At 44.6% G+C, this 23,487-nt stretch carries 20 protein-coding genes; 18 read left to right on the forward strand and 2 right to left on the reverse strand.

The window, feature by feature from the left end:
* Nucleotides 1-62: 62 nt before the first annotated feature.
* Complete coding sequence (locus tag A3C46_04195; protein ID OGQ23002.1) at nucleotides 63-986, forward strand: hypothetical protein; 924 nt, start codon at nucleotides 63-65, stop codon at nucleotides 984-986.
* A 2-nt stretch (nucleotides 987-988) separates the two neighbouring features.
* Here A3C46_04195 and A3C46_04200 read toward each other — a convergent pair whose 3' ends face one another.
* The gene (locus tag A3C46_04200; GenBank protein OGQ23003.1) at nucleotides 989-1,744 is read right to left on the reverse strand and encodes a glycosyl transferase family 2; all 756 of its coding nucleotides are present in this window, start codon (nucleotides 1,742-1,744) and stop codon (nucleotides 989-991) included.
* Nucleotides 1,745-1,896: 152 nt separating this feature from the next.
* Between A3C46_04200 and A3C46_04205 the strand changes: the two genes are divergently transcribed.
* The 13 genes from A3C46_04205 to A3C46_04265 all read left to right on the forward strand — a co-directional run bounded on the left by A3C46_04205 (nucleotide 1,897) and on the right by A3C46_04265 (nucleotide 19,126).
* Nucleotides 1,897-3,612, forward strand: a complete 1,716-nt coding sequence (locus tag A3C46_04205; GenBank protein OGQ23004.1) for a hypothetical protein — start codon at nucleotides 1,897-1,899, stop codon at nucleotides 3,610-3,612.
* Nucleotides 3,613-3,834: 222 nt separating this feature from the next.
* The gene (locus A3C46_04210; GenBank protein OGQ23005.1) at nucleotides 3,835-5,019 is read left to right on the forward strand and encodes an acetyl-CoA acetyltransferase; all 1,185 of its coding nucleotides are present in this window, start codon (nucleotides 3,835-3,837) and stop codon (nucleotides 5,017-5,019) included.
* Nucleotides 5,020-5,173: 154 nt separating this feature from the next.
* Nucleotides 5,174-6,043, forward strand: a complete 870-nt coding sequence (locus A3C46_04215) for a 3-hydroxybutyryl-CoA dehydrogenase (GenBank protein ID OGQ23006.1) — start codon at nucleotides 5,174-5,176, stop codon at nucleotides 6,041-6,043.
* 112 nt (nucleotides 6,044-6,155) lie between these two features.
* Nucleotides 6,156-6,944 carry a hypothetical protein gene (locus tag A3C46_04220; GenBank protein OGQ23007.1) on the forward strand — a complete coding sequence of 263 codons (789 nt, stop codon included), beginning with the start codon at nucleotides 6,156-6,158 and terminating at the stop codon, nucleotides 6,942-6,944.
* Between the two features lie 90 nt (nucleotides 6,945-7,034).
* Nucleotides 7,035-8,186, forward strand: coding sequence for an acyl-CoA dehydrogenase (locus A3C46_04225; GenBank protein ID OGQ23008.1), 1,152 nt, complete (start codon nucleotides 7,035-7,037; stop codon nucleotides 8,184-8,186).
* On the forward strand, nucleotides 8,183-9,778 hold the full coding sequence (locus A3C46_04230; GenBank protein OGQ23009.1) for a methylmalonyl-CoA mutase: 1,596 nt from the start codon (nucleotides 8,183-8,185) through the stop codon (nucleotides 9,776-9,778). Before A3C46_04225 ends, A3C46_04230 begins: the two co-directional genes overlap by 4 nt.
* 101 nt (nucleotides 9,779-9,879) lie before the next feature.
* The gene (locus tag A3C46_04235) at nucleotides 9,880-10,269 is read left to right on the forward strand and encodes a methylmalonyl-CoA mutase (GenBank protein OGQ23055.1); all 390 of its coding nucleotides are present in this window, start codon (nucleotides 9,880-9,882) and stop codon (nucleotides 10,267-10,269) included.
* 123 nt (nucleotides 10,270-10,392) lie between these two features.
* Nucleotides 10,393-11,718, forward strand: coding sequence for an acetyl-CoA acetyltransferase (locus A3C46_04240; GenBank protein OGQ23010.1), 1,326 nt, complete (start codon nucleotides 10,393-10,395; stop codon nucleotides 11,716-11,718).
* A gap of 151 nt (nucleotides 11,719-11,869) precedes the next feature.
* The gene (locus A3C46_04245) at nucleotides 11,870-12,427 is read left to right on the forward strand and encodes a nucleotide-binding protein (GenBank protein ID OGQ23011.1); all 558 of its coding nucleotides are present in this window, start codon (nucleotides 11,870-11,872) and stop codon (nucleotides 12,425-12,427) included.
* A gap of 4 nt (nucleotides 12,428-12,431) precedes the next feature.
* On the forward strand, nucleotides 12,432-12,767 hold the full coding sequence (locus tag A3C46_04250) for a hypothetical protein (protein ID OGQ23012.1): 336 nt from the start codon (nucleotides 12,432-12,434) through the stop codon (nucleotides 12,765-12,767).
* On the forward strand, nucleotides 12,736-13,182 hold the full coding sequence (locus A3C46_04255; protein ID OGQ23013.1) for a hypothetical protein: 447 nt from the start codon (nucleotides 12,736-12,738) through the stop codon (nucleotides 13,180-13,182). Before A3C46_04250 ends, A3C46_04255 begins: the two co-directional genes overlap by 32 nt.
* A 211-nt stretch (nucleotides 13,183-13,393) precedes the next feature.
* Nucleotides 13,394-14,587: a hypothetical protein gene (locus A3C46_04260; GenBank protein ID OGQ23014.1), complete on the forward strand. Its 1,194-nt coding sequence runs from the start codon at nucleotides 13,394-13,396 to the stop codon at nucleotides 14,585-14,587.
* A 45-nt stretch (nucleotides 14,588-14,632) separates the two neighbouring features.
* Nucleotides 14,633-19,126: a hypothetical protein gene (locus A3C46_04265; protein ID OGQ23015.1), complete on the forward strand. Its 4,494-nt coding sequence runs from the start codon at nucleotides 14,633-14,635 to the stop codon at nucleotides 19,124-19,126.
* A 225-nt stretch (nucleotides 19,127-19,351) separates the two neighbouring features.
* Here the strand turns inward: A3C46_04265 and A3C46_04270 are convergent, their stop codons facing one another.
* Entirely contained in the window at nucleotides 19,352-20,119 is a 768-nt protein-coding gene (locus tag A3C46_04270) for a hypothetical protein (protein OGQ23016.1), read from the reverse strand.
* Nucleotides 20,120-20,219: 100 nt separating this feature from the next.
* On the opposite strand from A3C46_04270, the gene A3C46_04275 reads away from it, so the two are divergent.
* The 4 genes from A3C46_04275 to A3C46_04290 all read left to right on the forward strand — a co-directional run bounded on the left by A3C46_04275 (nucleotide 20,220) and on the right by A3C46_04290 (nucleotide 23,486).
* Entirely contained in the window at nucleotides 20,220-21,113 is an 894-nt protein-coding gene (locus A3C46_04275; protein OGQ23017.1) for a 30S ribosomal protein S2, read from the forward strand.
* A 152-nt stretch (nucleotides 21,114-21,265) separates the two neighbouring features.
* Nucleotides 21,266-22,132: a translation elongation factor Ts gene (locus A3C46_04280; GenBank protein ID OGQ23018.1), complete on the forward strand. Its 867-nt coding sequence runs from the start codon at nucleotides 21,266-21,268 to the stop codon at nucleotides 22,130-22,132.
* Nucleotides 22,133-22,216: 84 nt separating this feature from the next.
* Complete coding sequence (locus tag A3C46_04285) at nucleotides 22,217-22,936, forward strand: UMP kinase (protein ID OGQ23019.1); 720 nt, start codon at nucleotides 22,217-22,219, stop codon at nucleotides 22,934-22,936.
* A complete protein-coding gene (locus tag A3C46_04290; protein ID OGQ23020.1) occupies nucleotides 22,929-23,486 on the forward strand; it encodes a ribosome recycling factor in 558 nt (185 codons plus the stop codon). The genes A3C46_04285 and A3C46_04290 overlap by 8 nt, the downstream gene beginning before the upstream one ends.
* The last annotated feature ends 1 nt before the right edge of the window (nucleotide 23,487 follow it).

Consider the following 23,487-nt stretch of genomic DNA (forward strand, 5'->3'; position numbering starts at 1 on the left):
CTACATGCGGGAATGACCGTAGTAGATTCATTTTGTTACGGGTTCTTCGTCAATAGTCATTTATGAAAGATTTCTATCACATCTTAGGTGTTCCACGCAGTGCTTCAGCAACTGATATTAAAAAAGCTTATCGTCGTCTTGCAAAACAATATCATCCCGATGTGAGCAAAGGAAATAAAGAGACCGAAGAAAAATTTAAAGAAATTTCCGAAGCCTACAATGTTCTCTCTGATCCCGAACAGCGCAAAAAGTATGACCTGTATGGAAATGCGGCTGCAGGTCCTGGACCAGGATTTAGTGGCGCTGATTATCGCGAATTTCGCGGAGGCGATTTTCGTGGTGCTGACTTCGGTGATCTTGGCGACGTCTTCGAAGAACTTTTTCACATGGGAGGTGTTCGTCGTGGTCGACGAACAAGAACTGAAGGATACGGCGAACCTGCTCCTATGGATGGACAAGATACTTTCACCACCATTGAAATTTCATTTTCGGAAGCAATTCACGGAACAGAACGACAGATTACGATGAAACGAGAGAACAAACCGGAAACGATTACGGTGAAAATTCCCGCAGGCGTTGATATCGGTTCCAAGGTTCGTGTGGCTGGAAAAGGGCAGCCTGGTTATAATGGTGGCAAAGCCGGCGATCTTTATTTGCATATTCAAGTTTCACCTCATCCTGAATTTTGGCGAGAGGGGGCTGATATTTATATTGAGCTTCCCATCACGATTTACGATGCGATTTTTGGTGCGACCGTAGAAGTAGCAACTATAAGTGGGAAAGCGAAAATGAAAATTCCTTCCGGAACTTCGAGTGGTCAAAAATTTCGTCTCACCGGAAAAGGATCGCCGGTTCTTGGAAGTAAAGGAAAGCACGGCGATCAGTATGTGATTATTCGCATTGTTCCCCCCAAAAAACTCACTGTAGAGCAAAAGAAAATTTTTGAAGAACTTGCTGAAAAATATCCTTATGATGCTCGAGAATAAAATTATAATTTTTTTCCGTGAGAATCGAAAAGGGGAAATTGTTTCCATTTCCAACGTTGGAATCGATATTGGAACGCAGTTTTTAAAACCCCGAGACCGTACTGAACACTTCGTCGAAAATTAATACTTGAGGCTTCAGGAAAATATTTCGTAGGACACGAAATTTCACCAAGACGAAATCCGAAAAAGTGCGCTTGAACTAAAAATTGATTATCAAAAACAAAATCGTTTGAATTTTCTCCCAGAGGGAGTGTTTCTAACACTTGACGCGTATAACCTCGATAGCCTGTATGATATTCAGAAAGCTTTTGCGAAATGAGAATATTTTCCGCGAACGTTAAAAAACGATTCGAAATATATTTATAGAGCGGCATTCCCCCATGAAGTGCTCCTTTTCCTAAAATGCGCGATGCAAGGACAACATCATAGTGACCTGAAACAAGCATGGCAGCCATTGCAGGAATCAATTGAGGAGAATATTGGTAATCGGGATGGAGCATAATAATAATATCTGCCCCTTTTTGAAGCGCTAAACGATAACAAGTTTTCTGATTGCCACCATAGCCTTTGTTGGCAGGATGGCGAAAGACAGGAATACTTAAATTCTCGGCCGACAGAACAGTGCGATCCGTGCTTGCATCATCAACCACAAGAATTTCATCGACAAATCCAATGGGAATTTCTTCATACGTTCGCTTTAAGGTTTGCTCTGCATTATATGCAGGCATCACCACCACAATTTTTTTCCCCAAGAGCATCGGAGCTAAATGTCATAAAAATACATAGACATCAATGTTGGATTTTTTTAAAAAACTCCATAGACCGTTTATGAAAAGGTGTCATCGCGAGCCCGAAGGGCGTGGCGATCTCCTCAAATCACTGCTTGCAGGAGATTGCTTCGTCGCCCGCCATGAAGCGTGGCGGGCTTCTCGCAATGACATATGTGGGCTTTGTAGAAGTATGTGTCATTCTGAGCCCTTCGACTTTGCTCAGGGCAAACTCCGCGAAGAATCCCGACGGGATTCTTCACCCGTTCAGGATGACAAGAAGAGGCAACGTGATATTTCAAAAGAAAACTTTTTCTTTTTATCTCTTTTTATTCCTTCTTCTTTCATTTTTTGCCTTAGTTCTTTTTTATCGCTTAGATCATTTTACCTTTTGGCAAGATGAAGCAGAAACAGCGCTCCTTGCCAAATCGATCTTCCTTCACGGTGTTCCACAGACTCTTTTTGATGATGTTTGGATCACGCAGTTTCATGGAAAAGAATCGACTTCACAGCATCTCTGGTATTTCACTCCATGGCTTCCGTTTTATCTCTGCGCTCTTGGATTTAAACTTTTTGGGATGAACGAGTGGGGCGGCAGAGTTCTTTTTGCGCTTTCAGGCTTTTTTTCAGCCATCATGTTGGGACTCATTGCATGGAAGTGGATAAAAAACAGATCTGTAGTCGTCTGGACCCTCTTTTTTTACGTTACCAATGTTTCCGTCATTCTTTATACTCGTCAGTGCAAATATTATCCCTTGTATCTTCTCGGTTCTTGTCTCGCACTTTATGGCATTTTGAAATGGCATGAAAACCGCCGCGGTTTTTTTCTGACAGCTCTCGGTTTTCTCATCTGCTTTCATTGTAATTATCTCTCGGCTTTTTTAGCTTTTTTTGGTTTCGGATGCTACACACTTTCTTCAAAACAGCTGCGACCTCTTTTTTTCAAGATGCTGCTGACGATTCTTGTTTTCTTCGGCCCCTTTTTACTGCTCGCTTCGATGAGCGAAAGAAGTAACATTGTGAGTCAATGGCCGTCAGTTCTTCTCTATTTCAAAAAACTCGGCACCCAATTTTATTATTGGAACGGACAAGTCTTCCCCTTTCTTCTGGGATTTCTCCTTTGTTGGTTTCGACCTCCTTTTTTAAAATTCATTGGTCTTACTATCATCAGTTCCTTTCTTCTTCTCCCGCTTGTTGGCTCTGACCTCTTTCGATACAATCTTCACCTGATTCCGCTCTTTTGTTTGCTGCTCGGTTATTTACTTTATCGATCTTTTGCGTGGAACAAATATTTTGGACTCTCTCTTTTTTCAATTCTGACATTTACGAACATTCTTCAAAATTTTCCCGACGCCTTTGTCCAAAAAGAGATAAGACCCCTTTTTCAAAAACGAGAATGGATTGCTCTCAAAAATTATTATTTCAAAGCCTCTCAAGATCCCTTTAAGATTCTTCCCTCATTTTTGCCTCATCTCTCTCCAAAGAATGAACATGCATTTTTAAATCACGATCAAATGCCGTGGCAGTGGTACCTGAAAATGCCTCTCGCCTATATGGCGATGTCTGAGAAAATTTCTTCTAAAACTCCTCCTGTTCCCGAACATTTTTTAGAAAAGCACGAGATCGATTGGTGGATTGGGCCACATCTCGTCAAAATGGGAGATGGCCCGTACCTCTCTGAAGAAGAGATCGTACAATTGTGGAGAGAAAAGGGGTATCGATACGAAAGAATCGATACTCAGATTCCGATTCTTTATTGGGATTTAAATTCTCCGATTCGATATCGACATTTTTTGGAACGATTTTCTGATGATCCAAAAACTACAAAAACAATACACCTCATCAGGCGCATGAAGTGAAACCAAAACGTGCCCGGAAAATTTCTGGCGTTTTGTGTCAGAAAGTGCCGGGCACTTGTTTTGGCGAATCGCTGCAGACCAAAAGAAGTGCCAGACACTTTTTTGCACTCACAACGTGCCAAAAAGATGTCAGGCACCTTTTGATCTGCTACCAAACCATCTTTACAAATAGGCTCTTAGACGCTATGAGCTAGCAGATTTTTGCCTCAAGGGAGTCTCAAGATGGTTCACACTGTCATCGTTGCCGCAGCTCGCACACCGATTGGAAGTTTTCAGGGAGTGCTCAGTTCATTTCAAGCGCCCCAACTCGGTGCTTTGGCCATTCGCGAAGTGGTTGCACGTGCGCACGTGGATGTTTCCGAAATCGATCATGTGATTATGGGCTGTGTTTTAACCGCAGGTCTCGGCCAAGCTCCGGCGCGTCAAGCTTCCATTGGAGCAGATCTTCCAAATACGATTGGCGCTCTGACAATCAATAAAGTTTGCAGCTCTGGTCTTCGGGCCATTATGCTCGCGGATCAAATCATTCGGGCAGGGGATGCAGACGTCATTGTCGCCGGTGGTATGGAATCGATGACCAATGCTCCTTATCTCCTTCCAAAAGCGCGTACCGGATATCGACTTGGCGATGGCGCTGTCATTGACTCTATGGTCTACGATGGACTTCGCGATGCGTATGATGGCAAGCATATGGGAGAACATGCCGAGAACTGCGTTCTCAAATATCGTTTTTCACGCGAGGACTTGGATGCATTTGCCATTGAAAGTTATCGACGTGCACAGCGAGCAAGCGCAGAAGGTTTTTTTCGTGAAGAAATTGTTCCCATTGAAATTCCGCAAGCAAAAGGGATGTTGCTTCGATGTGAAACTGATGAAGAACCGAGTCGAGTCAATTTTGACAAAATTTCCTCTCTCAAACCGGTTTTCAAAAAAGAGGGATTCATTACGGTTGCCAACGCGAGCTCTCTGAATGATGGAGGAGCTGCGGTCATCGTCATGTCAGAAGCAAAGGCGAAAACATTCGGTTTAACCCCCCTTGTTCGAATTGTGGGTCATGCTGAAAGCTCTCAAGAGCCTCAATGGTACACCACAGCACCTGTAAATGCTATTAAAGCAGTTCTTGAAAAAACAAGTTTAAGTATTCAAAATATAGATATTTTTGAAATTAATGAAGCTTTTGCTGCCGTCACGTTAGCAGCGATGAAAGAATTTCACCTTTCAGCTGATCAGGTAAATATCAATGGTGGTGCTGTTGCTCTTGGTCATCCTATTGGAGCAAGTGGGGCAAGACTTGTGGCAACAGCGACTTCTTTGCTGAGACGTTTGAAAAAACAGCGAGCGATCGTCACTCTGTGTAATGGTGGTGGTGAAGCAACAGCAATGGTGTTGGAGCGTATGTCATCCTGAGTGAAACGAAGGATCCCGGGATTCTTCGCGGAGTTTACCCTGAGCAAAGTCGAAGGGCTCAGAATGACAAAAAGGGAGTTTTGAAAAATGTCATTCCTGCGAAGGCAGGAATCCAGAAGTTATTTTCAATGACTGGATCCCCGCTTTCGCGAGGATGACAAAAGGGATTCTAATGACTACTCTCAAAACAATTGGTGTGATCGGAGCAGGACAAATGGGAAGCGGGATTGCACAAGTGTTTGCGACCGCTGGTTTTCACGTAGTACTGCAAGATACCAATGCAAAACAATGCGCAGAGGCAAAGAAGGGGATTGAAAAATCGCTGACAAAGTTTGTTGAAAAAGGAAAACTTGCTGCTGATCAAAAAGAAAACATTCTTGCTCGCCTCACCACAACAACTGAGCTTCAAGGTATGAAACAAGCAGATGTGGTGATTGAAGCCGTGACTGAAAATTTAAATCTCAAACTCCAAATTTTTTCGCAACTCGATCACATCGCGCCCTTACATGCCATTCTTGCGAGTAATACTTCGTCTATTTCTATTACATCGCTCGCAGCCGCGACCCATCGTCCTGATAAAGTCATTGGAATGCATTTTATGAATCCTGTTCCTCTCATGAAAGGGGTCGAAGTGATTCATGGTCAGCAGACATCAGCAGAGACAGCGAAGGTGATTGCATCGCTCATTCAGAAATTAGGAAAAACTCATGTGAGTTCAAAAGATGTCGCTGGATTTGTGGCCAATAGAATTCTCATGCCGATGATTCGCGAAGCCATTGAAACGCTCGAACAGGGAGTAGCAAGTCGCGATGACATTGATCGTTGTATGATCGACTGCTGCAATTTTCCGATGGGACCTCTTGCGCTGGCTGATCTTATCGGGCTTGATACATGTGCGTCGATTTTACATGTGATGGCTGATGGTTTGGGAAATGATAAATATCGTCCGACGAAACTGATGCAAAAAATGATTGCCGAGGGAAAACTTGGAAGAAAAACTGGAGAAGGTTTTTATAACTATTGAGGGTGTCATCGCGAGCCCGAAGGGCGTGGCGATCTCCTGACAACACAAGAGATTGCTTCGTCGTCCCCCAAAGATTCATGGGGGACTTCTCGCAATGACATAAACAAAAAAAATGACTTCGAACTATTTAAATCTTATTACCGAAACCATCGGCTCCATTGGCGTTCTCAAAATCAATCGTCCGAAACAATTGAACGCACTGAACATGGAGACGCTCATTGAACTTGAGCGTGCGGTGACTGAGTTTGATCATCAAACAAATATTCGCGTCATAGTCATTACCGGTGAAGGTGAAAAAGCTTTTGTGGCTGGCGCGGATATCGCTGCGATGCGTGAAATGACTCCCACACAAGCAGATGAGTTTGCGCATCAAGGTCATCGCACCATGAACACCATTGAACAGGCATCAAAACCGGTGATTGCTTGTGTGAATGGATATGCACTCGGAGGTGGAACTGAGCTCGCACTTGCATGTGACATTCTTTATGCTTCGGACAAAGCGACCTTCGGCCTTCCTGAAACAAAGCTGTCGCTTCTTCCTGGGTTTGGGGGAACACAACGTATGCCGCGTTTGATTGGAGTTGCTCGTGCGAAAGAGCTCATCTTTACCGGAAAAACTCTTTCGGCTCAAGAGGCTTACGAACTCGGCATAGTCAATAAAGTCATAGCGCATGCAGAACTCCCTTCAGCCGTTCGATCTCTTGCAGAGACGATTGCTGCTAACAGTCCTGGTGCCATTCGACTTGCAAAAAAAGTCATCAATCAAGGAAACAATCTCTCCTTTCAGGCAGCGCTCGAATATGAACGGACTCAATTTGAAGAACTTTTTGCAACACAAGACTGTAAAGAAGGCCTTGCGGCCTTTCTTGAAAAACGAAAGCCTGAGTTTAAAGGAGCATAAACAAAAAGATGTCATTCCCGCGAAAGCGGGAATCTCAAGTGTTTACATGAGATCCTTCGTTTCACTCAGGATGACAACGAGGAGTACAGAATGAATTTTGAATTAACCGAAGACCAAAAATTGCTTCAACAAACGGTTCGTGAATTTGCACAGCATGAGATTGCACCTCATGCTGCAAAGCTCGATGAGCTTTCGGAGTTTCCGTATGAACATGTCAAAAAAATGGCTGAGCTGGGACTGATGGGAATGATGGTACCACCTGAGCTTGGTGGCGGTGGCATGGATAATCTCTCGTATGTTTTGGCGCTTGAAGAACTCTCTGCAGCATGCGCTTCCACCGCAGTGACGATGTCGGTCAACAATTCACTTTATTGTGGTTGTCTTCTCAGTTCTGCAAATGAAGCTCAGAAGAAAAAATATATTCCCGATTGGGCGTCAGGGAAAAAGCTCGGGGCGTACGCTCTCTCCGAACCCGGAACGGGTTCCGATGCTGCAAATCAAAAAACCACTGCGTCAAAACAAGGAAATAAATATCTGCTCAATGGAACGAAAAATTTTATTACGAATGGTCCTCAAGCCGATGCCATGATTGTTTTTGCCATGACTGACAAAGAAAAACGTCATAAAGGAATTTCGGCTTTCATTGTTGAGAAAAATTTTTCTGGATTCAATGTGGGCAAGGTCGAAAAGAAAATGGGGATTCGCGCAAGTTCCACTTCTGAAATTGTATTCAAAAATTGTGAAGTTCCAGTTGAGAATCGATTGGGAGAAGAGGGAGATGGATTCAAAATTGCGATGACAACCCTCGATGGCGGTCGCATCGGCATTGCAACTCAGGCGCTCGGCATCGCGCGCGCTGCGTTTGAAACTGCAGCGAAATATTCAACACAGCGAGAAGCTTTTGGACAAACGATTTCTCAGTTTCAAGGCATTCAGTGGAAACTTGCAGATATGGCCATGAACATTGATGCTGCGCGTCTCCTCATTCATCGTGCTGCGTGGATGAAGGCTCGTGGAGAACGTGTCACCAAGCAAGCTGCGATGGCAAAACTTTTTGCATCAGAGATGGCAATGAATGTCACAAAAGATGCGATTCAAGTTCTCGGAGGTTACGGCTATTGTCGCGAATATCCCGTCGAACGCTATTTCCGCGATGCGAAAATTACCGAGATTTACGAAGGGACCAGTGAAATTCAGCGTATTGTGATTGCTCGTGAAGTATTAAAAGAGATCACTTCATGAATGAAAAACAAAAAAAATTTGAAACTCTTTCATTTCGACCGATTGAAGAACTTTATACATCAGACAATTTGAAAGGCTTTAACGAAGCTCGTGATCTTGGTCGTCCCGGAGAATATCCCTTCACACGCGGCATTTATCCCACGATGTATCGAGGTCGACTCTGGACCATGCGTCTTTTTTCCGGCTTTGGTACGGCCGAAGAAACAAACAAACGCTATCACTATCTTCTTGAACATGGTCAGACCGGTTTATCGGTTGCTTTCGATTTTCCAACTCTCATGGGTTACGATTCAGACTCCGAGCGCTCGCAAGGCGAAGTCGGAATGTGCGGTGTTGCCATCGATACGCTCGATGACATGGAATCTCTCTTTAAAGGCATTCCACTTGATCACGTGACAACGTCGATGACGATCAATGGGCCTGCGTCAGTTCTTCTCGCTTTTTATTTTGCGGTTGCACAAAAACAGAATGTTCCTCTCACCAAAGTGGGCGGGACCGTTCAGAATGATCTTCTCAAAGAATTTATCGCGCAAAACTCTTACGCATTTCCTCCCGATCCTTCGATGCGCGTTGTGGTCGATATGATCGAGTATTGCGCAGATCATGCACCACGCTTTCATCCCGTTTCGATTTCTGGGTATCACATTCGCGAAGCAGGATCGACAGCGCTGCAAGAGCTTGCCTTTACACTTGCTGATGGCATTGCCTATGTTCAAGCTTGTGTTGATCGCGGACTTGATGTTGACAAAATTGCTCGCCGACTCTCTTTTTTCTTTAATTCCCATAATGATTTTTTTGAAGAGATTGCAAAATTTCGAGCAGCTCGTCGCATCTGGGCAAAGGTGATGCGTGAACGGTTTCATGCAAAGGACGAACGTTCATGGCAACTTCGTTTCCACACACAAACTGCTGGAGTCAGTCTCACGGCCCAACAACCTTATAATAATGTGGTTCGTACAACTCTTCAGGGCCTTGCGGCAGTGCTTGGGGGAACACAGTCCCTTCATACGAATGCGCTCGATGAAACGCTGGCACTTCCCACAGAAAAATCTGCGCGCATCGCTCTTCGCACACAACAAATCATTGCACATGAATCGGGAGTGACCAATACCGTTGATCCTTTAGCAGGAAGTTATTTTATCGAGAAGCTCACGAATGAGATGGAACAAGAAGCCATGGAACTGATTACAGAAATCGATGCCATGGGCGGCATGTTGCAAGCGGTCAAAAATGGTTTTCCTCAACGACAAATCGCCGATGCGAGTTTCAAACTTCAACAGCAAATCGAGAAAAAAGAGAGAATCATTGTCGGTCTCAATGCATTTGAAAGTAAAGATGATGACAATCTGGAAATTTTAAAAATTGATGACACAGCTCGTTTGAAACAGATGCAACGTTTAAAAAAGATAAAAGCGGGAAGAGATCAGATGCGTGTTGACAAAACATTGAAACGATTGAAAGAAGTCGCGTCTTCGAAACAAAATCTCATGGAGCCGCTCATCGAATGCGCCCGTGCTTATTGCACTCTCGAAGAGATGATCACCGTAATGAAAAGTGTGTTTGGGGAATATCATGACCCTGGGATATTTTAATTTGTGTCATCGCGAGCCCAAAGGGCGTGGCGATCTCCTAAAAGCACTGTTTGCAGGAGATTGCTTCGTCGCTAAGGCTCCTCGCAATGACAAAAAAATTTATGTCTAAAATACGCATCTTAGTCGCAAAACCGGGATTAGATGGTCACGATCGTGGCGTGAAAATTATCGCTCGCACACTGCGAGATGCTGGATATGAAGTGATTTATACGGGGCTCCATCAAACTCCGGAGCAGATTGTTTCTGCCGCAGTGCAAGAGGATGTGAATGCCATTGGACTTTCGATTCTTTCAGGAGCGCATCTTCATTTATTTAAACGCATTCTTGATCTCTTAAAAGAAAATGATGCCTCAGGTATTAAAATTTTTGGTGGTGGAATTATTCCTGATGAAGATGTAAAGGAACTCAAAAAAATGGGAGTCTCAGAAATTTTTACTCCTGGTGCACCCATCGAAGAGATACTGAGTTGGGTAAAAAAGAATATTGGTTGATAATGCTGTCATTCCCGCGAAAGCGGGAATCTCATGAGATCCCCGATAAAAACACTCGGGGATGACAATGCTCAAAACCGACATTTTGTTTTGCGCTGGCTATACTATTAACGAGGAGAACTTATGGCATTTAAAGACGCACCCCCTGTCTATGTCGTCGCTGCTGGCGTTTCGAAGTTTGCCAAAGCACGACCAGATAAAACTTTTCAAGCGATCGTCAAAGAGGCTGTCGCCTATTCTGTTACAGACATTGGAATTGAATACGGGAAATTTGTCGAACTTGTGGATGGCGCTGTTGCTTCTTATTTTTCCGATCATTTTTTACGACAACTCAAAGCAGCAGCCATGTGCCAAGATTATTTAAATCTCTGTCCAAAGCCGGCGCATCGTGTGGAAGCGGGTGGTGCAACTGGCGGCATTGCTTTCCAGGAAGGATATAAAAACATTGCCTCAGGCCTCATGGATGTTTGTCTCATCTATGGTTGGGAAACGATGAGTACCGTGAATACGTGGAAGGGAAATGAGTTCATCGCTCTTGCCTCTGATGTCAGTTTCGACTTTCCCGTCGGCGGATTTTACTCTGGCTATTACGCGATGATGGTGGTGCGTCATATGAAAGAATATGGAACCACTCCTGAACAGATGGCCTATATCTCGGTCAAAAATCACCATAACGCCTTTCATAATCCTTATGCTCAGAAGCAACAGCGACTCACGATTCAAGATGTGCGTGAATCGGAAATGGTGGCATGGCCTCTGACGCGTCTCGATATCTGTTGTATGAGTGATGGAGCAGCAGCCGTCGTGCTTGCTTCCGAAGAGGGAGTAAAAAAATTAGAAAGGGCCGCGGGCCGATCGCTTCCAAAAGCACGCATCACCGGTGTCGGTCGTGGAACTGATGCCATGCGCATGGCCGACCGTCCTCACAAAAAAGTTCCACTTCTTCCCCATGAAACAGAAGCAGATTATAAAAATCTCGATTATCCGGGCGTTCATTCATTTCGCGCAGGGCGCATGGCTTCCATACAAGCGTATGAGCATGCTGGAATTACCGATCCTCTGCGTGAAATTAATTTCATTGAACTTCATGACGCTTATACTTCGTCTGAAATTCAGACCTATGAAGACATGGGACTCTGTAAATACGGCGAAGGTGGCAGCTTCGCAGCTTCTGGGAAAACATTTATGCCCAATGTGAAGTACGGCTTAACGCTCAAAGAAAAACCGGTCTGTCCGGTGAATCCATCGGGTGGGCTCATTGCGTGCGGGCATCCAGTTGGCGCGACTGGGCTCATGCAAGCGGCATTTGCGCTCTGGCAAATTCAGGGAACCATTGAAAAACATTTTAAAGATAAAACACTGCAAGTTCCAAATGCAAAACGTGGTGTGATTCACTCTCACGCAGGAACTGGAACATTTGTGACCGTAAGTATATTGGAACGTGTATAAGACAGCTCTTTTGAAACAGATGAGATACGGGTGACGCCGGAGGTGCTTCCGGGAGGGTCTCCCGCGATAGTGGGAGATCCGGAACACCGCAGGCGGCAGGACCCGATACCAAAAAAGGTTTCAAAAGGCTGTCTTAAAAAGGAGAATCATAATGACAAAAAAAATTCAAACACGACTGCCAGAAACCGATACAGGAGCAACTGTTTTTCAAATTCCGTTTCCGAAAAATCTTGAAACGCTGAAAGAGATGTCGCCGATCATTGTGAAACAACCGTATCATATCGATTACATTCATAGTTATGGACAAGATTCACCGTGGTTTGCAGCGCTCACCAATAAAAAACTTCTCGGAAATAAATGTCGTGGTTGCGGAAGTGTTTTTGCAACCCCGCGTCTTTCATGCATGGAGTGTGGAAGCGAAACCGATTGGATTGAATTGCCTCAAAATGGCCGTCTTCATAGTTTTACGGTTTGCTACTTTGGAGCGGAAGCTTTTCTGAAAGAGACCCCTTTTATTTTAGGGCTTATTGAATTTGAGGGAGTTGATACGCTCCTTCTTTCCCGCGTGCTTGGACTCGATATGAATGAGGCGAGCCTCAAGTGGGTAGGACTTGAAGTGGAAGCCAAATTTCGACGCAATTGCAAACTCGAACCGACCGATGTCTATTTTGTTCCTCGTCAAGCGAATACAAAAGAAAGTTGCTGTTAAAAATATGCAAAGAGCAACAAAACAAAAAGAAAGAGAAGATGAAATTCTTGAAAAAATAATTGAATTGTTAGTTCGTGAACTAGAACCAACTCGGATTTATCTTTTTGGATCTCGAGCAAAAGGGAAAGCGCATAAAGGCTCTGACTTTGATATTGCAATTGATGGAGTTCAGCCAGATGACGCCTTTTTGAGAAAAATGAGAGGGGAAATTGAAGGATTTTCGGGACTTTACACGATTGACATCGTTTTTCTCTCAGAACTCAATAAACAATTTCGCGAGCTTATTTTAGAAACAGGAAAGATTATCTATGACGCAAAAGGAAGTTCAATATTCAATTGAGCAGTTTCGACAAGGCTTGCAACGACTTGAAGAAGCGGTAGAAGCTGCCCGCGATGGAGATCTTCTGAAACGCGATGGAACAATTCAGCGATTTGAATTTACGTTTGAATTGATGTGGAAACTCTTAGGAAGAATTCTCGACCATTTAGGACGTTCAGCAGGATCCTCACCACGTGAGGTACTCAAAAATGCATTTCGCGAACAATTTTTTTTAGATGAAAAAGCATATCTCGATATGCTTGATGATCGAAATTTGACTTCACATGTATATCATGTATATAAGGAAGCAACGATAGAAAAAATTTACAAAAATATTGAGGCTCATTATCTCAAGATATTGAAAGAACTCTTACAAACAGTCGAATCCCGCCTTGAAGAATTGCTCGACCAGAATGAACAGCAAAAACTGTTCTAGGAAATTATTCTGATTCAATAATATCTAATATATTCAATAAGTTATGAATGATTTACAAACTTCCCTTCAGTCTTTACATCTGTTTCAACACCCCAGAAAAAGGCGCAAGCCTCAAAAAAGTCGCAGAAACGGCGCAACATTTTCTTTTTTGGTTCGATAACCTGGTTGAAGAAATACCTTTTGATTTGGGGGAGACCCTAAGGGAGGAACGATGAAAGCAGTCGGAGTGACACTAAATTCAAATTCAACCGATAGAGGTTTGTTAGCAGCTGAATCAGATTTAAGTGAGTGGTGTGCAGAACACCCATCTCAATGTGCTGGAGATAACCAAATAACTCCTGCGATGCTGGAACAGTTGAAAGTCCTAGAATATGATTCAGTCGCTCTTCAAAAGGTCTCCGACACTTTTGCCCATGTTGGAGAAGAGGTCGAATTTCAGCGAATCCTCGGTGGCTCGTCAGCCGGCGCTGGTACTGCAACAGGTGAAAGAGTTATTCCAAAAGATGAACTACCTGGAGCAGGCGCAGTAGATGCTGCAGCCGAAACTGAAGAAGAAGCTCCTCCTGCTGCAGAAGAAGAAACCCCAGCTGCGCGAGGAGAAAGATTAGCGAGGGAAGCAGCTGCTGCAAGGGTTCGTGAAGAGGAATTAAGATCAAAACAACCAGCATCAACACCAACCGAAACCGATCTCTCCTGGCTTCACGCGTTTTGGAAAATTCCTTTGAGAAGCGTTTTCTTTGATCTCGGTATGGGAGGTCATCTTTCAGGGATTAATGTTGATGAAGCATTACGTCCTGGCGCAACGTGGCGAGATCCGGTTTCTGAAATGCAAGAGATGTACGGCTTCGATTTCGGAGCTCTCTTTATGATTAATGAAACTGCACCTAAATTTAACTTTGGTTTTGGTTACAACGCATCGATCGCTCTTACCAATATGAAATCACCAGAATCGATGACCGAAACCTTTACTCCACGACCTGCAGAACCCGATTTTTATCAAGAATGGGGTCATTATCTTCTTTTCCACGGCTCAGGACCAAACGGTAGTTTCTTTAATTTTGGGGGAGAAGTCGGCATTGGATATCGAAAAGTCGTTCCTCCGACCAATGGTGAATACGACAATTTTGTTGATCCAAGCAGTGTCGTCGGGGCCGGTGGAGCGTCGATGCTCTTTCGCCTTCTTGCATGCGTGAATCCAGACGGACAGGGACCGGTCGGCTGTGTTGGACTGGAAACGAAAACAAACTTCATGGATCCATTTCGAGAAAAATTGGAGATTTCGGATGATATGGATGGCACGCTTGGACAATTCTATATTGTCTATCCGCCGACAACATTACAATTTTTTCTCAGATTGCATCTGAGCGGTCTTTTCGATCAGGAAAAACTTTTTAAGTTAAAATAAAAGAGGGTTGGGGGGAGTACAAAACTCCATTTGGGGAGGAAGAAAATGAAAAAAGTATACACCATAACAAGTCTCTTCATCATCATGTTCATCATGACGATGACGATGACTTCAAACGCGAGAGCGGCTACCACTCAGGGTTATGACGGGAACGCGAACCGATCGCTCTGTCGTGTGGTAAGCCCCTACTGGGGACACACACGCTCAAGAGCGCTTTCTCTTGGCAGAGCTATGGATCTTGCAAATATTACAGAAGCGGCAGGGCAACTCTGTAATCGCGTTATTTATCTTGATCTTCCTCCAAGCGACACCACGATCCGAATGGAATCGCGACTCGATATTCAACCGAGTGGAGCAGGAAGTATTGGCGAATTTTATACCATCAAAGGAGGAGGCTTTGGGCCAACCCAGTTTGCTGCCGATGGATCTTTAAGTGAAGATGATGATCTTGAAAAATATGTTGTCCTCGATGCAAAAGGTATCTTTCCAAATAACTGGCGTGAAGGGGGAAGCGCTATTGTCATCCGTTTAAGTGCCATTAGACTCAAAAACATTGTTCTGAAGAACGTCATCGCTGCAAATCGATATGGCATCATTGTTCTTGGAAACGATAACGTTTTTGACAACTTTACGATTGAAAACACTATAAGCGATGCCTACTACTTCGATGCCAATGCGCGCAACAACCTGATACTTCCTGCAGCAGACATTGATAATCTCGAAGTCAAAGAGATTAACGGTGTCAAGGGCTATGCAATTCGAATTGAGAGTCTCGACTCTCAACATGGGAATAAATTGATTCCGACAAATCGTGTGATCAATGCAGACAACCCTACAAGTGAAGATGGTCTTGCCAACTTTTTACCTGGTGCGCATTATACGAATGACCAGATGATCACGACTCCTTATCAGGATCTTTTCAAAGGACTTCCTGAAGGAACCACAACAACTGGACCGGAAGAGAGAAACTTTCAAATTGTCGGTACTGATGCGAACAAATTTGTGAAAAGCAATATTCCTTATGTGATTCAGATTCATCGTATGAGATCAGTAAGCGATGGCAAAATTCGGATCGAAGGCGCTGTTGTCGCATGGCCACATGGAGCTCCTCCGTCAAAAAATGATACAGCTAAGGTTGATGAGTTCTGCTCCTCGAATACCATCAATTCTGAAGAGGTGGATCGCATTCAGATTCATAAAGCAGGCGATCGTAACGCAACGTTCCACAGCTTTATTATGCCTCGTACACAAGACAGTCGTAACAGAGGACTTCAAACGCGAGGTATCGGAACCAGTGGAAGTTTCAAAATCATCGTCGATGCCAACCTTGGAAGCATTGTGCTCATTCCTGAAGTCGGTGGTAGTGGAGCGCTGGCTTCTTCGAGCACCGCAATTCCGGTGAAAGCATTTAATTCCCGCGAAGCCGCTCCTTTTGCCATGTGTCCGGAGCGTTATATCGGCTATAACGAAGATGCAGACGATGATGGTGGCCTCGATGGCGGGGGATCCGGTCGGCTGAGTGGTAAGAAAATTTTCCGCGATGTCGGTCGTTGTATTGATCGCCGTTTTGGATCCTCAGGTCCACAGGATGGCAATACTCCGAATGAAGCCGAGCTTTTTGACAGCGATACCGATTCCATTCTCGATGACCTGGAAGATCTTGATTTCAACTGTTTATATGAAAAGAACGGACATGAGATAACAGTATCAGGCCCGATGAATTCAAAAGTTTCTGTGTTTGTCTATGAAACGGATTACTTCAGCGCTGATAGCGATAATGATGGCATTCCTGATAATGTCGGCGATGAACAACATTGTAAAGGTGTCATCAAGGAAGACGTTACGTTCGCAAGCGGGCATGTAAGACGCGACATTCCATCCTGCTTCCATAAATCGGATGGAACGCTGCGCGATGCAGACGGCAATGGAAAACTTGACAAGGGAGAATGCGACGTCAACGACAAAGACTGCGACGGCATTCCCAATATTGCTGATAATGACAGTGACGATGATGGACTGATCGACGGATTTGAAGATCGTAATCATCTCACCGGAGAAGTTCTGAGGTTTGGTCGTAGCGTCGAAATTCCGACCTATCTCTACGAAGTGAAAACCGGAGAATCAACGGTTGTCGAATGGCGCGGTGAGGATGGAAAACTGAATCTTGCAATCTGCGATATTACGAGTGGCAATGAACTTCTCGGTGTTCAGTATGCACGATATATTGTCCAACAGGATTCAAGCGGTCATGGCTACAGGGCAAATCCAGAACGGATAACGGGTGGTATTCCGGAAGGAAAGTGTATCAATGATCTGGGAGAACGAATTGCGGGTGATAACTGTACAATCAGATCACTTGCCTGTCGCGCAGCAACGTTAAGCTCTTCATTGAACTTCAACGGACAATATGATCCGCAAAATATTGAAAGTATGATCGATGAAATCGATACCGATTGTGACGGTGTGTGCGACGGGAATAGTATCTCGACTTGTGGTAATGACACTCCAAATGCAAGTGTATGTCCTCGGCTAACGCGTGGAGATGATCCGGCAGTGCTGAGCGATGCATGTCCTACTGAAGATGGAGATCCCAACACCAACAATCTGAAACTGACAGGTTGCCCAGGCGGAAAGAGAACGTGTTCCAAGGATCTGGTTTTCTTCGGTGTCCAACAGAAATATCGGACTCAAGAGCTTTGGAATTTAAAAGACGGAAAACCAGCATGGGTGATCAATGAACAGACCGGAAAAGAATTCGTGTTCGAGTTACGTGGCACCAAAGAAGAGCTTGCCTTCGTCTTCTACGGAGACACTGACGGCGACGGACTTCCGGATGCCGTTGAAAATCCAAAAGGAGTCTGCGGAGTCGATTCAAAAACAGGACTCGATTTCATGAACATCAACTCTGATGGTGATGAAACAACTCTCAACGGAACAATTGTTCCTATCGTTGACGGTCGAGGTCCGGCAACACAAGCTTTCCCAGTCGACGTCTGCCCACGTACGCCTGGATCAAACCATGCCTTTGATGAAAGAAAATCAGATGCCGATTATAGTTGCGGTGACGTGCGACGCTGGTATGTCGATGCTGCTCTGCCAACGTTGGCAATGTTCCTGGATCCAGATTCAGACGGGATTCCAACAGGCTTTGAAGATCCTGAATTGGACGGTATCTACCAGGAAGATGCAGGTGCAAGACCAGAAGGAATTACGGAAGCCGAGCTGGTTCTGATCAATAGCGATCCGCTCAGACGAGATAGTGATAACGACGGTTTAAGCGATCTTATCGAGCGCAGTGTTTCAGTGAAAACTGACGCTGGTCGTGGTCGTATCTTCACGAACCCAAGCTACCCTGACACTGACGGTGATGGACTCTTTGACGGACGTAATATTGTCGATACCGCGGGGAACATCATCCATCGTGGTGAAGATCGTGATGCCACACCGACAAGAGTCGATGCTCAGGGAAATATCCTCAACCCCGATCAACGCGGAACTTATAACGTTGTTCTACGCGAAGGTCAGGGATGTACAGCGGGCATTGCCACCGACACAGACCCAACTAATGATGACACTGACGGTGATACGCTTAAAGACGGTGAGGAACTGCTTGCGCCAATTATTGATGAGTCAGTATTCTTCGGCATGATTAGCTCTGGAACCTTCAGCATTACGCCACACGGCAGCAGTCCTGTTGCAAAAGACAGTGACGGCGATGGCATCGATGATAATGTGGAAGCTCCGCATAACCAAATAGGTCTTGAAAACTCAAACCCCTGCTTGCAGGATTCGGATGACGATAAGCGTAAGGATAAGAATCCTCTGGAAGAAGGCGGTTGTGCCCTGAACCCAAGCGAGACTTGCCAGGGTGGTGGTGAAACCTATAGAGGACCTGATGCAGACAGCGACTTTCTCACAGATGCCTGCGAATTACAGCTCGGCACAGATCCAAATGATCCGGATCACGATGGTGACGATCTGCTTGACGGTGACGAAGACAGTAACCATAACTGTCGTGTTGAAAGAAATCTGGATGAATCTGATCCAAAAAATCCAGACAGCGATGGTGACAGACTCAACGACGGTCTCGAAAAGAAATATGGAACACTCAAAACCAATCCAGATTCCGATTCAGACGGTATTTTGGACGGTATTGAAGATGCAAACCTCAACGGTAATTGGGATTCAGTAGCTGAGACCCATGCTAACCAAGCAGATACCGATGGAGACGGACTTCTCGACGGTAAAGATACACGAGGTATCGGTGAAGATCGTAACTTGAACGGTATTGTTGATGCTGGTGAGACCGATCCTCGCATCGCTGATACCGATGGTGACGGCGTGAGTGACGGCGATGAAGTTTGTCACAACGGAATCTGTTCAGTGCAGAATATTAATGGTCGCGCCTTGAAAGTCGATCAAGGTTGTTCGATGACCCCAAACAGTAACCATAACAGTATGTATGTTCTCTTCGGCATGATCTTGGCGATGAACCGAGTCATGGTACGAAGAATGAGAAAGTCGAAGGTTAGGGAATAACAGTAGGGGCGGCCCCTCCGGTCGCCCCTATCATTTACGCTCCCCCAAGGCCCTGGGGTTCGCGAAAGCGGCCCTGGGGTTTTTATTTTGCGCAAGAAAGTTTAAATAAGTGTCATCGCGAGCCCCTGATTTGTCGAAGGGGCGTGGCGATCTCCAAAAATACCTACAGGAGATTGCTTCGTCGCTTGCGCTCCTCGCAATGACTCTGATTCAGGCTGTCTATTGTTATTTTACAATCTTCTCAATGATCTCTTTTTCTTTCTGCTTCTGCTTGAGAACGAATATTTTTTGCCGATATGTATTCGCTGTGGGATCAGATGAATTTTTCTTTAAGATCTCTTCTGCGAGTGCAAGCGATTCATCATATTGCTTTAGTCCAAACGTGACGAGCATGAGTTCCTTGAGTACCGCATCATTCAATGTAGAGGCTGGAGGCGACGCTTTCTGAACGAGCGCGAAGCGCCGCTTGGCTTCTCCATATTCTTTCTTTTCACGTAAAATTTGCGCCGTCATAAAAAGAAGCATGGCATCATCCCCTTTTTTACGCAGCGCGTTTTCGAGCAGAGGAAACGCTTCCTCAGATTTCTCGCGCCGAAATAAAACACGTCCTAAATGAAGATCAATGTCTTCTCGAAGAGGATGGTGTGGATAATATTTCGGAAAATTATTTCGCGCTTCTCGATAATAATCGATACTTTCATCGAGCTTTCCAGAAGATTCATGCGTAATCCCAAGTCGATAAAGAAGAAGCGGGTCGCGGCACCCCTTTTGATAGGCTCGCTTGAGAAAGATAAGGGCGGTCGAAAAATGATCTCCGCCAAAGGATTGAAATCCAGATTCAATAAGCTCATCCCAGTCCTTAGACCTATGTCCTGAGGCAAGGTAAAGTTTATAGTCTGAAACTTCGATACGAGATCCTTCGGCTTGCGCCTCAGGATGACAAAACATGCCTAAAATAAAGAAGAAAAGGAGCAAAGCTCCAGATTTTTCCATTGCATAGACCCCGAAACGTATGGTACCAGAGCGCGTTTATTAGCAGAAGCGCAAAGAGTTAGCGAGAACCAAAGATTTGGACAGCAAACAAGGAGAATCAATGACAGAAGTCACCGTAAAGGAATTATTAGCCGCAGGAGCTCATTTCGGACATCAAACCAGACGTTGGAATCCAAAAATGCGTCCCTACATTTATACACAACGGGACGGCATTCACATTATTGATCTCGAAAAGTCAGTTCTACAAGTTCAAAAGGCTTTAAAATTTGTGACCGACACCATTGCGCTTGGCCACAAAATTCTCTTTGTAGGAACAAAAAAGCAGGCTTCAGAAGTCATTGCTGAACAAGCCAAGCGTGCAGGACAATTCTACGTTTCCAATCGTTGGCTCGGCGGAACTCTTACCAATTTCAAAACCATTAAAGCTTCCATTGAACGTTTGAACTCTCTTTATGAAAAGAAGGAAAAGGGAGAGCTTCAAAAACTGACAAAAAAAGAAGGCTTACAAATCGAGAGAACCATCGAAAAACTCGAACATAGTCTCGGCGGCATTAAAGAAATGACGCGTCTTCCCGGAGCTCTTTTCCTTGTGGATCCAGGTTACGAAGAAATTGCAAAGCTTGAAGCCATGAAGCTTGGAATTCCAGTGGTTGCCATTCTCGATACCAATGCAAATCCAGATAATATCGATTTCCCTATTGTTGCCAATGACGATGCGATTCGTTCGATTCAACTCGTCACGATTGCTCTTGCGGATGCATGTCTGAAGGGCGTAGAGCGATATGAACATCTCGCGCGCGAACAAGAAAAAACACAGGCTGAAAATAAAGCACAAAAAGCAAAAGATTCGAAAGTGCGCGAACAAAAAGTAACCTCTAAAGCAAAAGCCTACACGGCAAAAAAACCGACAGACAAAGAAGCTGAGCTTTCACCTGAAGATGTCGAAGCATACGCAAAGGCAAAAGCTGAGGAAGACGCAGATGCGGTAAAGTGACAAGTACAGTATGTCGTCATTGCGAGCCGTCCCATAGTAAGGGACGACGTGGCAATCTCATGTGGACACTGGAGATCGCCACGTCGCTACGCTCCTCGCGATGACAAAAAACACCCGTTTCAAAGTTCATTTACCATCAGGAGCAAGAAAAAATGAGTTTTACGGCAACAGACGTTAAAAATTTACGAGAAAAAACGGGCGCTGGCATGATGGAATGCAAGCGCGCTTTAGTTGAAGCAAAAGGGGATATGCAAGACGCACTTGAGCTTCTTCGAAAGCAAGGTCTTGCGATTGCGGCGAAAAAATCTGCACGAAGTGCAAGTGAAGGGACGATTGGTTCCTGGGTAAATGCGCAAACATACGAAGCAGGACTCGTAGAAATTTTTTGTGAAACTGATTTTGTTGCAAAAAACGAAGGTTTTCAGCATTTCACTTCTCGCATCACGAAAACTCTTTCTGAAAAGAAACCGAAAGATCTAGATGCGCTTCTTCAGCTTCAAACCACCGAAGGAACCGTGAAAGATACAGTAACGGCCATCGTGGCAAAGATTGGGGAAAACGTTGGTATTCGTCGTTTTGTCACGTTATCAGCAAAAAATGATGAGAAATTAGGTCAATATATTCATGCCGGAAATAAAATTGGAGTGCTGGTAAAACTCAAAGATCCGACGCATAAAGTAAATGACGCAACGCTTCGAGATGTTGCGATGCATATTGCAGCTATGAATCCGCAATATGTTCGGAGTGACGAAGTTCCGGATACGGTTTTAGCAAAAGAAAAAGAAATTCTCAAAGCTCAGATGGCAGATCAAAAAAAACCGGCTGAGATTATTGAAAAAATTGTTTCAGGAAAAATGACCAAATTCTTTTCTGAAGTTTGTCTTGAAGAACAAATGTATGTCAAAGATGTTGAAGGTAAAAAATCGGTCAAAGCTTTTTTGACTTCAATTGATCCCAATATTCGTATTGAGTCTTTTGTGCGCTATCAGGTTGGGGAGAGTGAAGTTAAGAGCGAATAACAAAACGAGTGTTTGTCATCTCCGCGCAGGCGGGGATCTCATGAGATTCCCGCTAAATACATGCGGGAATGACAGAGAAAGACAATGACCAAACCTAAATATAAGCGAGTTTTATTGAAGCTCTCGGGGGAGTCGCTTCTTCCACCGGATTCTAAATACGGCGTTAATCTTCAAACAGCGAATCACATAGCAGCGGAAATAAAAGTGGTCACCGATCTGGGAGTGCAAGTAGGTGTGGTCATCGGCGCTGGAAATATTTTCCGGGGCGCTGGCGCCGCAAAAGTGGGAATGGATCGTTCAACGGCTGATAATATGGGGATGTTAGCAACCGTCATTAATAGTCTTGCCTTACAAGATGCCATGATTCGTCTCGGGATTTCCACACGACTTCTGACATCGTTTACGATGCACCAAGTAGGGACTCCTTATTCCCATTCTTCTGCGATGCGCTATCTTGCGGAAGGCTCTGCCGTTATTTTTGCGGGCGGAACCGGAAATCCTTATTTTACCACTGATACCGCCGCTTCACTTCGCGCACTTGAAATTCATGCTGATATTGTGTGTAAAGGAACGAAAGTGGATGGAGTTTATAGTAGCGATCCTGAGCTCGATCGAAGTGCAAAACGATATGATGAACTCAGTTATATTGAAGTGCTGAGTCAAAACTTGAAGGTCATGGATGCGACTGCCATCTCCCTGTGCATGGAGGCAAAACTCCCGATCCTGGTCTTCAATGTTTTTGAAAAAGGAAACTTTCAACGCGCAGTCCTCGGGGAGAAGATTGGAACTATGGTCCATGAATAATCAAGTTTTCAACACCACTCGTGAACGAATGGAAAAAGGTTTGACAGCCCTGCGCAATGAACTCGGCAAAGTACGTACAGGAAGAGCTTCTTTAAGTATTCTCCATGATATTCGCGCCGACTATTACGGAAGTCTTTCACCGCTGAATCAAATTGCGACGCTCGGAGTTCCTGATGCGCGCACCATAACGATTCAACCTTGGGATCCAGGAGCAATTCCGGCAATTGAGAAATCGATTCAAGCTTCGGGTCTTGGTCTTTCTCCCTCAAACGATGGAAAACTTGTTCGGATTTCAATCCCTGCGCTGAATGAAGAACGTCGTAAAGAACTCGTGAAATTAACGAAGAAACACGCGGAAGAAGCCAAGGTAAGTATTCGTAACGCGCGACGAGATGGCAATGAACAATTAAAAAAGATGCAAAAAGAGAGCGCTATTACCGAAGATGAATTTCGAAAAAGCGAAGAACAAATCCAAAAAATGACAGATGACTATATTAAAAAAATTGATGAAGCTATTCTTCTTAAAGAGAAAGATATTTTAGAAGTCTAAC

It is taken from the genome of Deltaproteobacteria bacterium RIFCSPHIGHO2_02_FULL_44_16, from assembly GCA_001798185.1.
Lineage (GTDB): Bacteria > UBA10199 > UBA10199 > 2-02-FULL-44-16 > 2-02-FULL-44-16 > 2-02-FULL-44-16.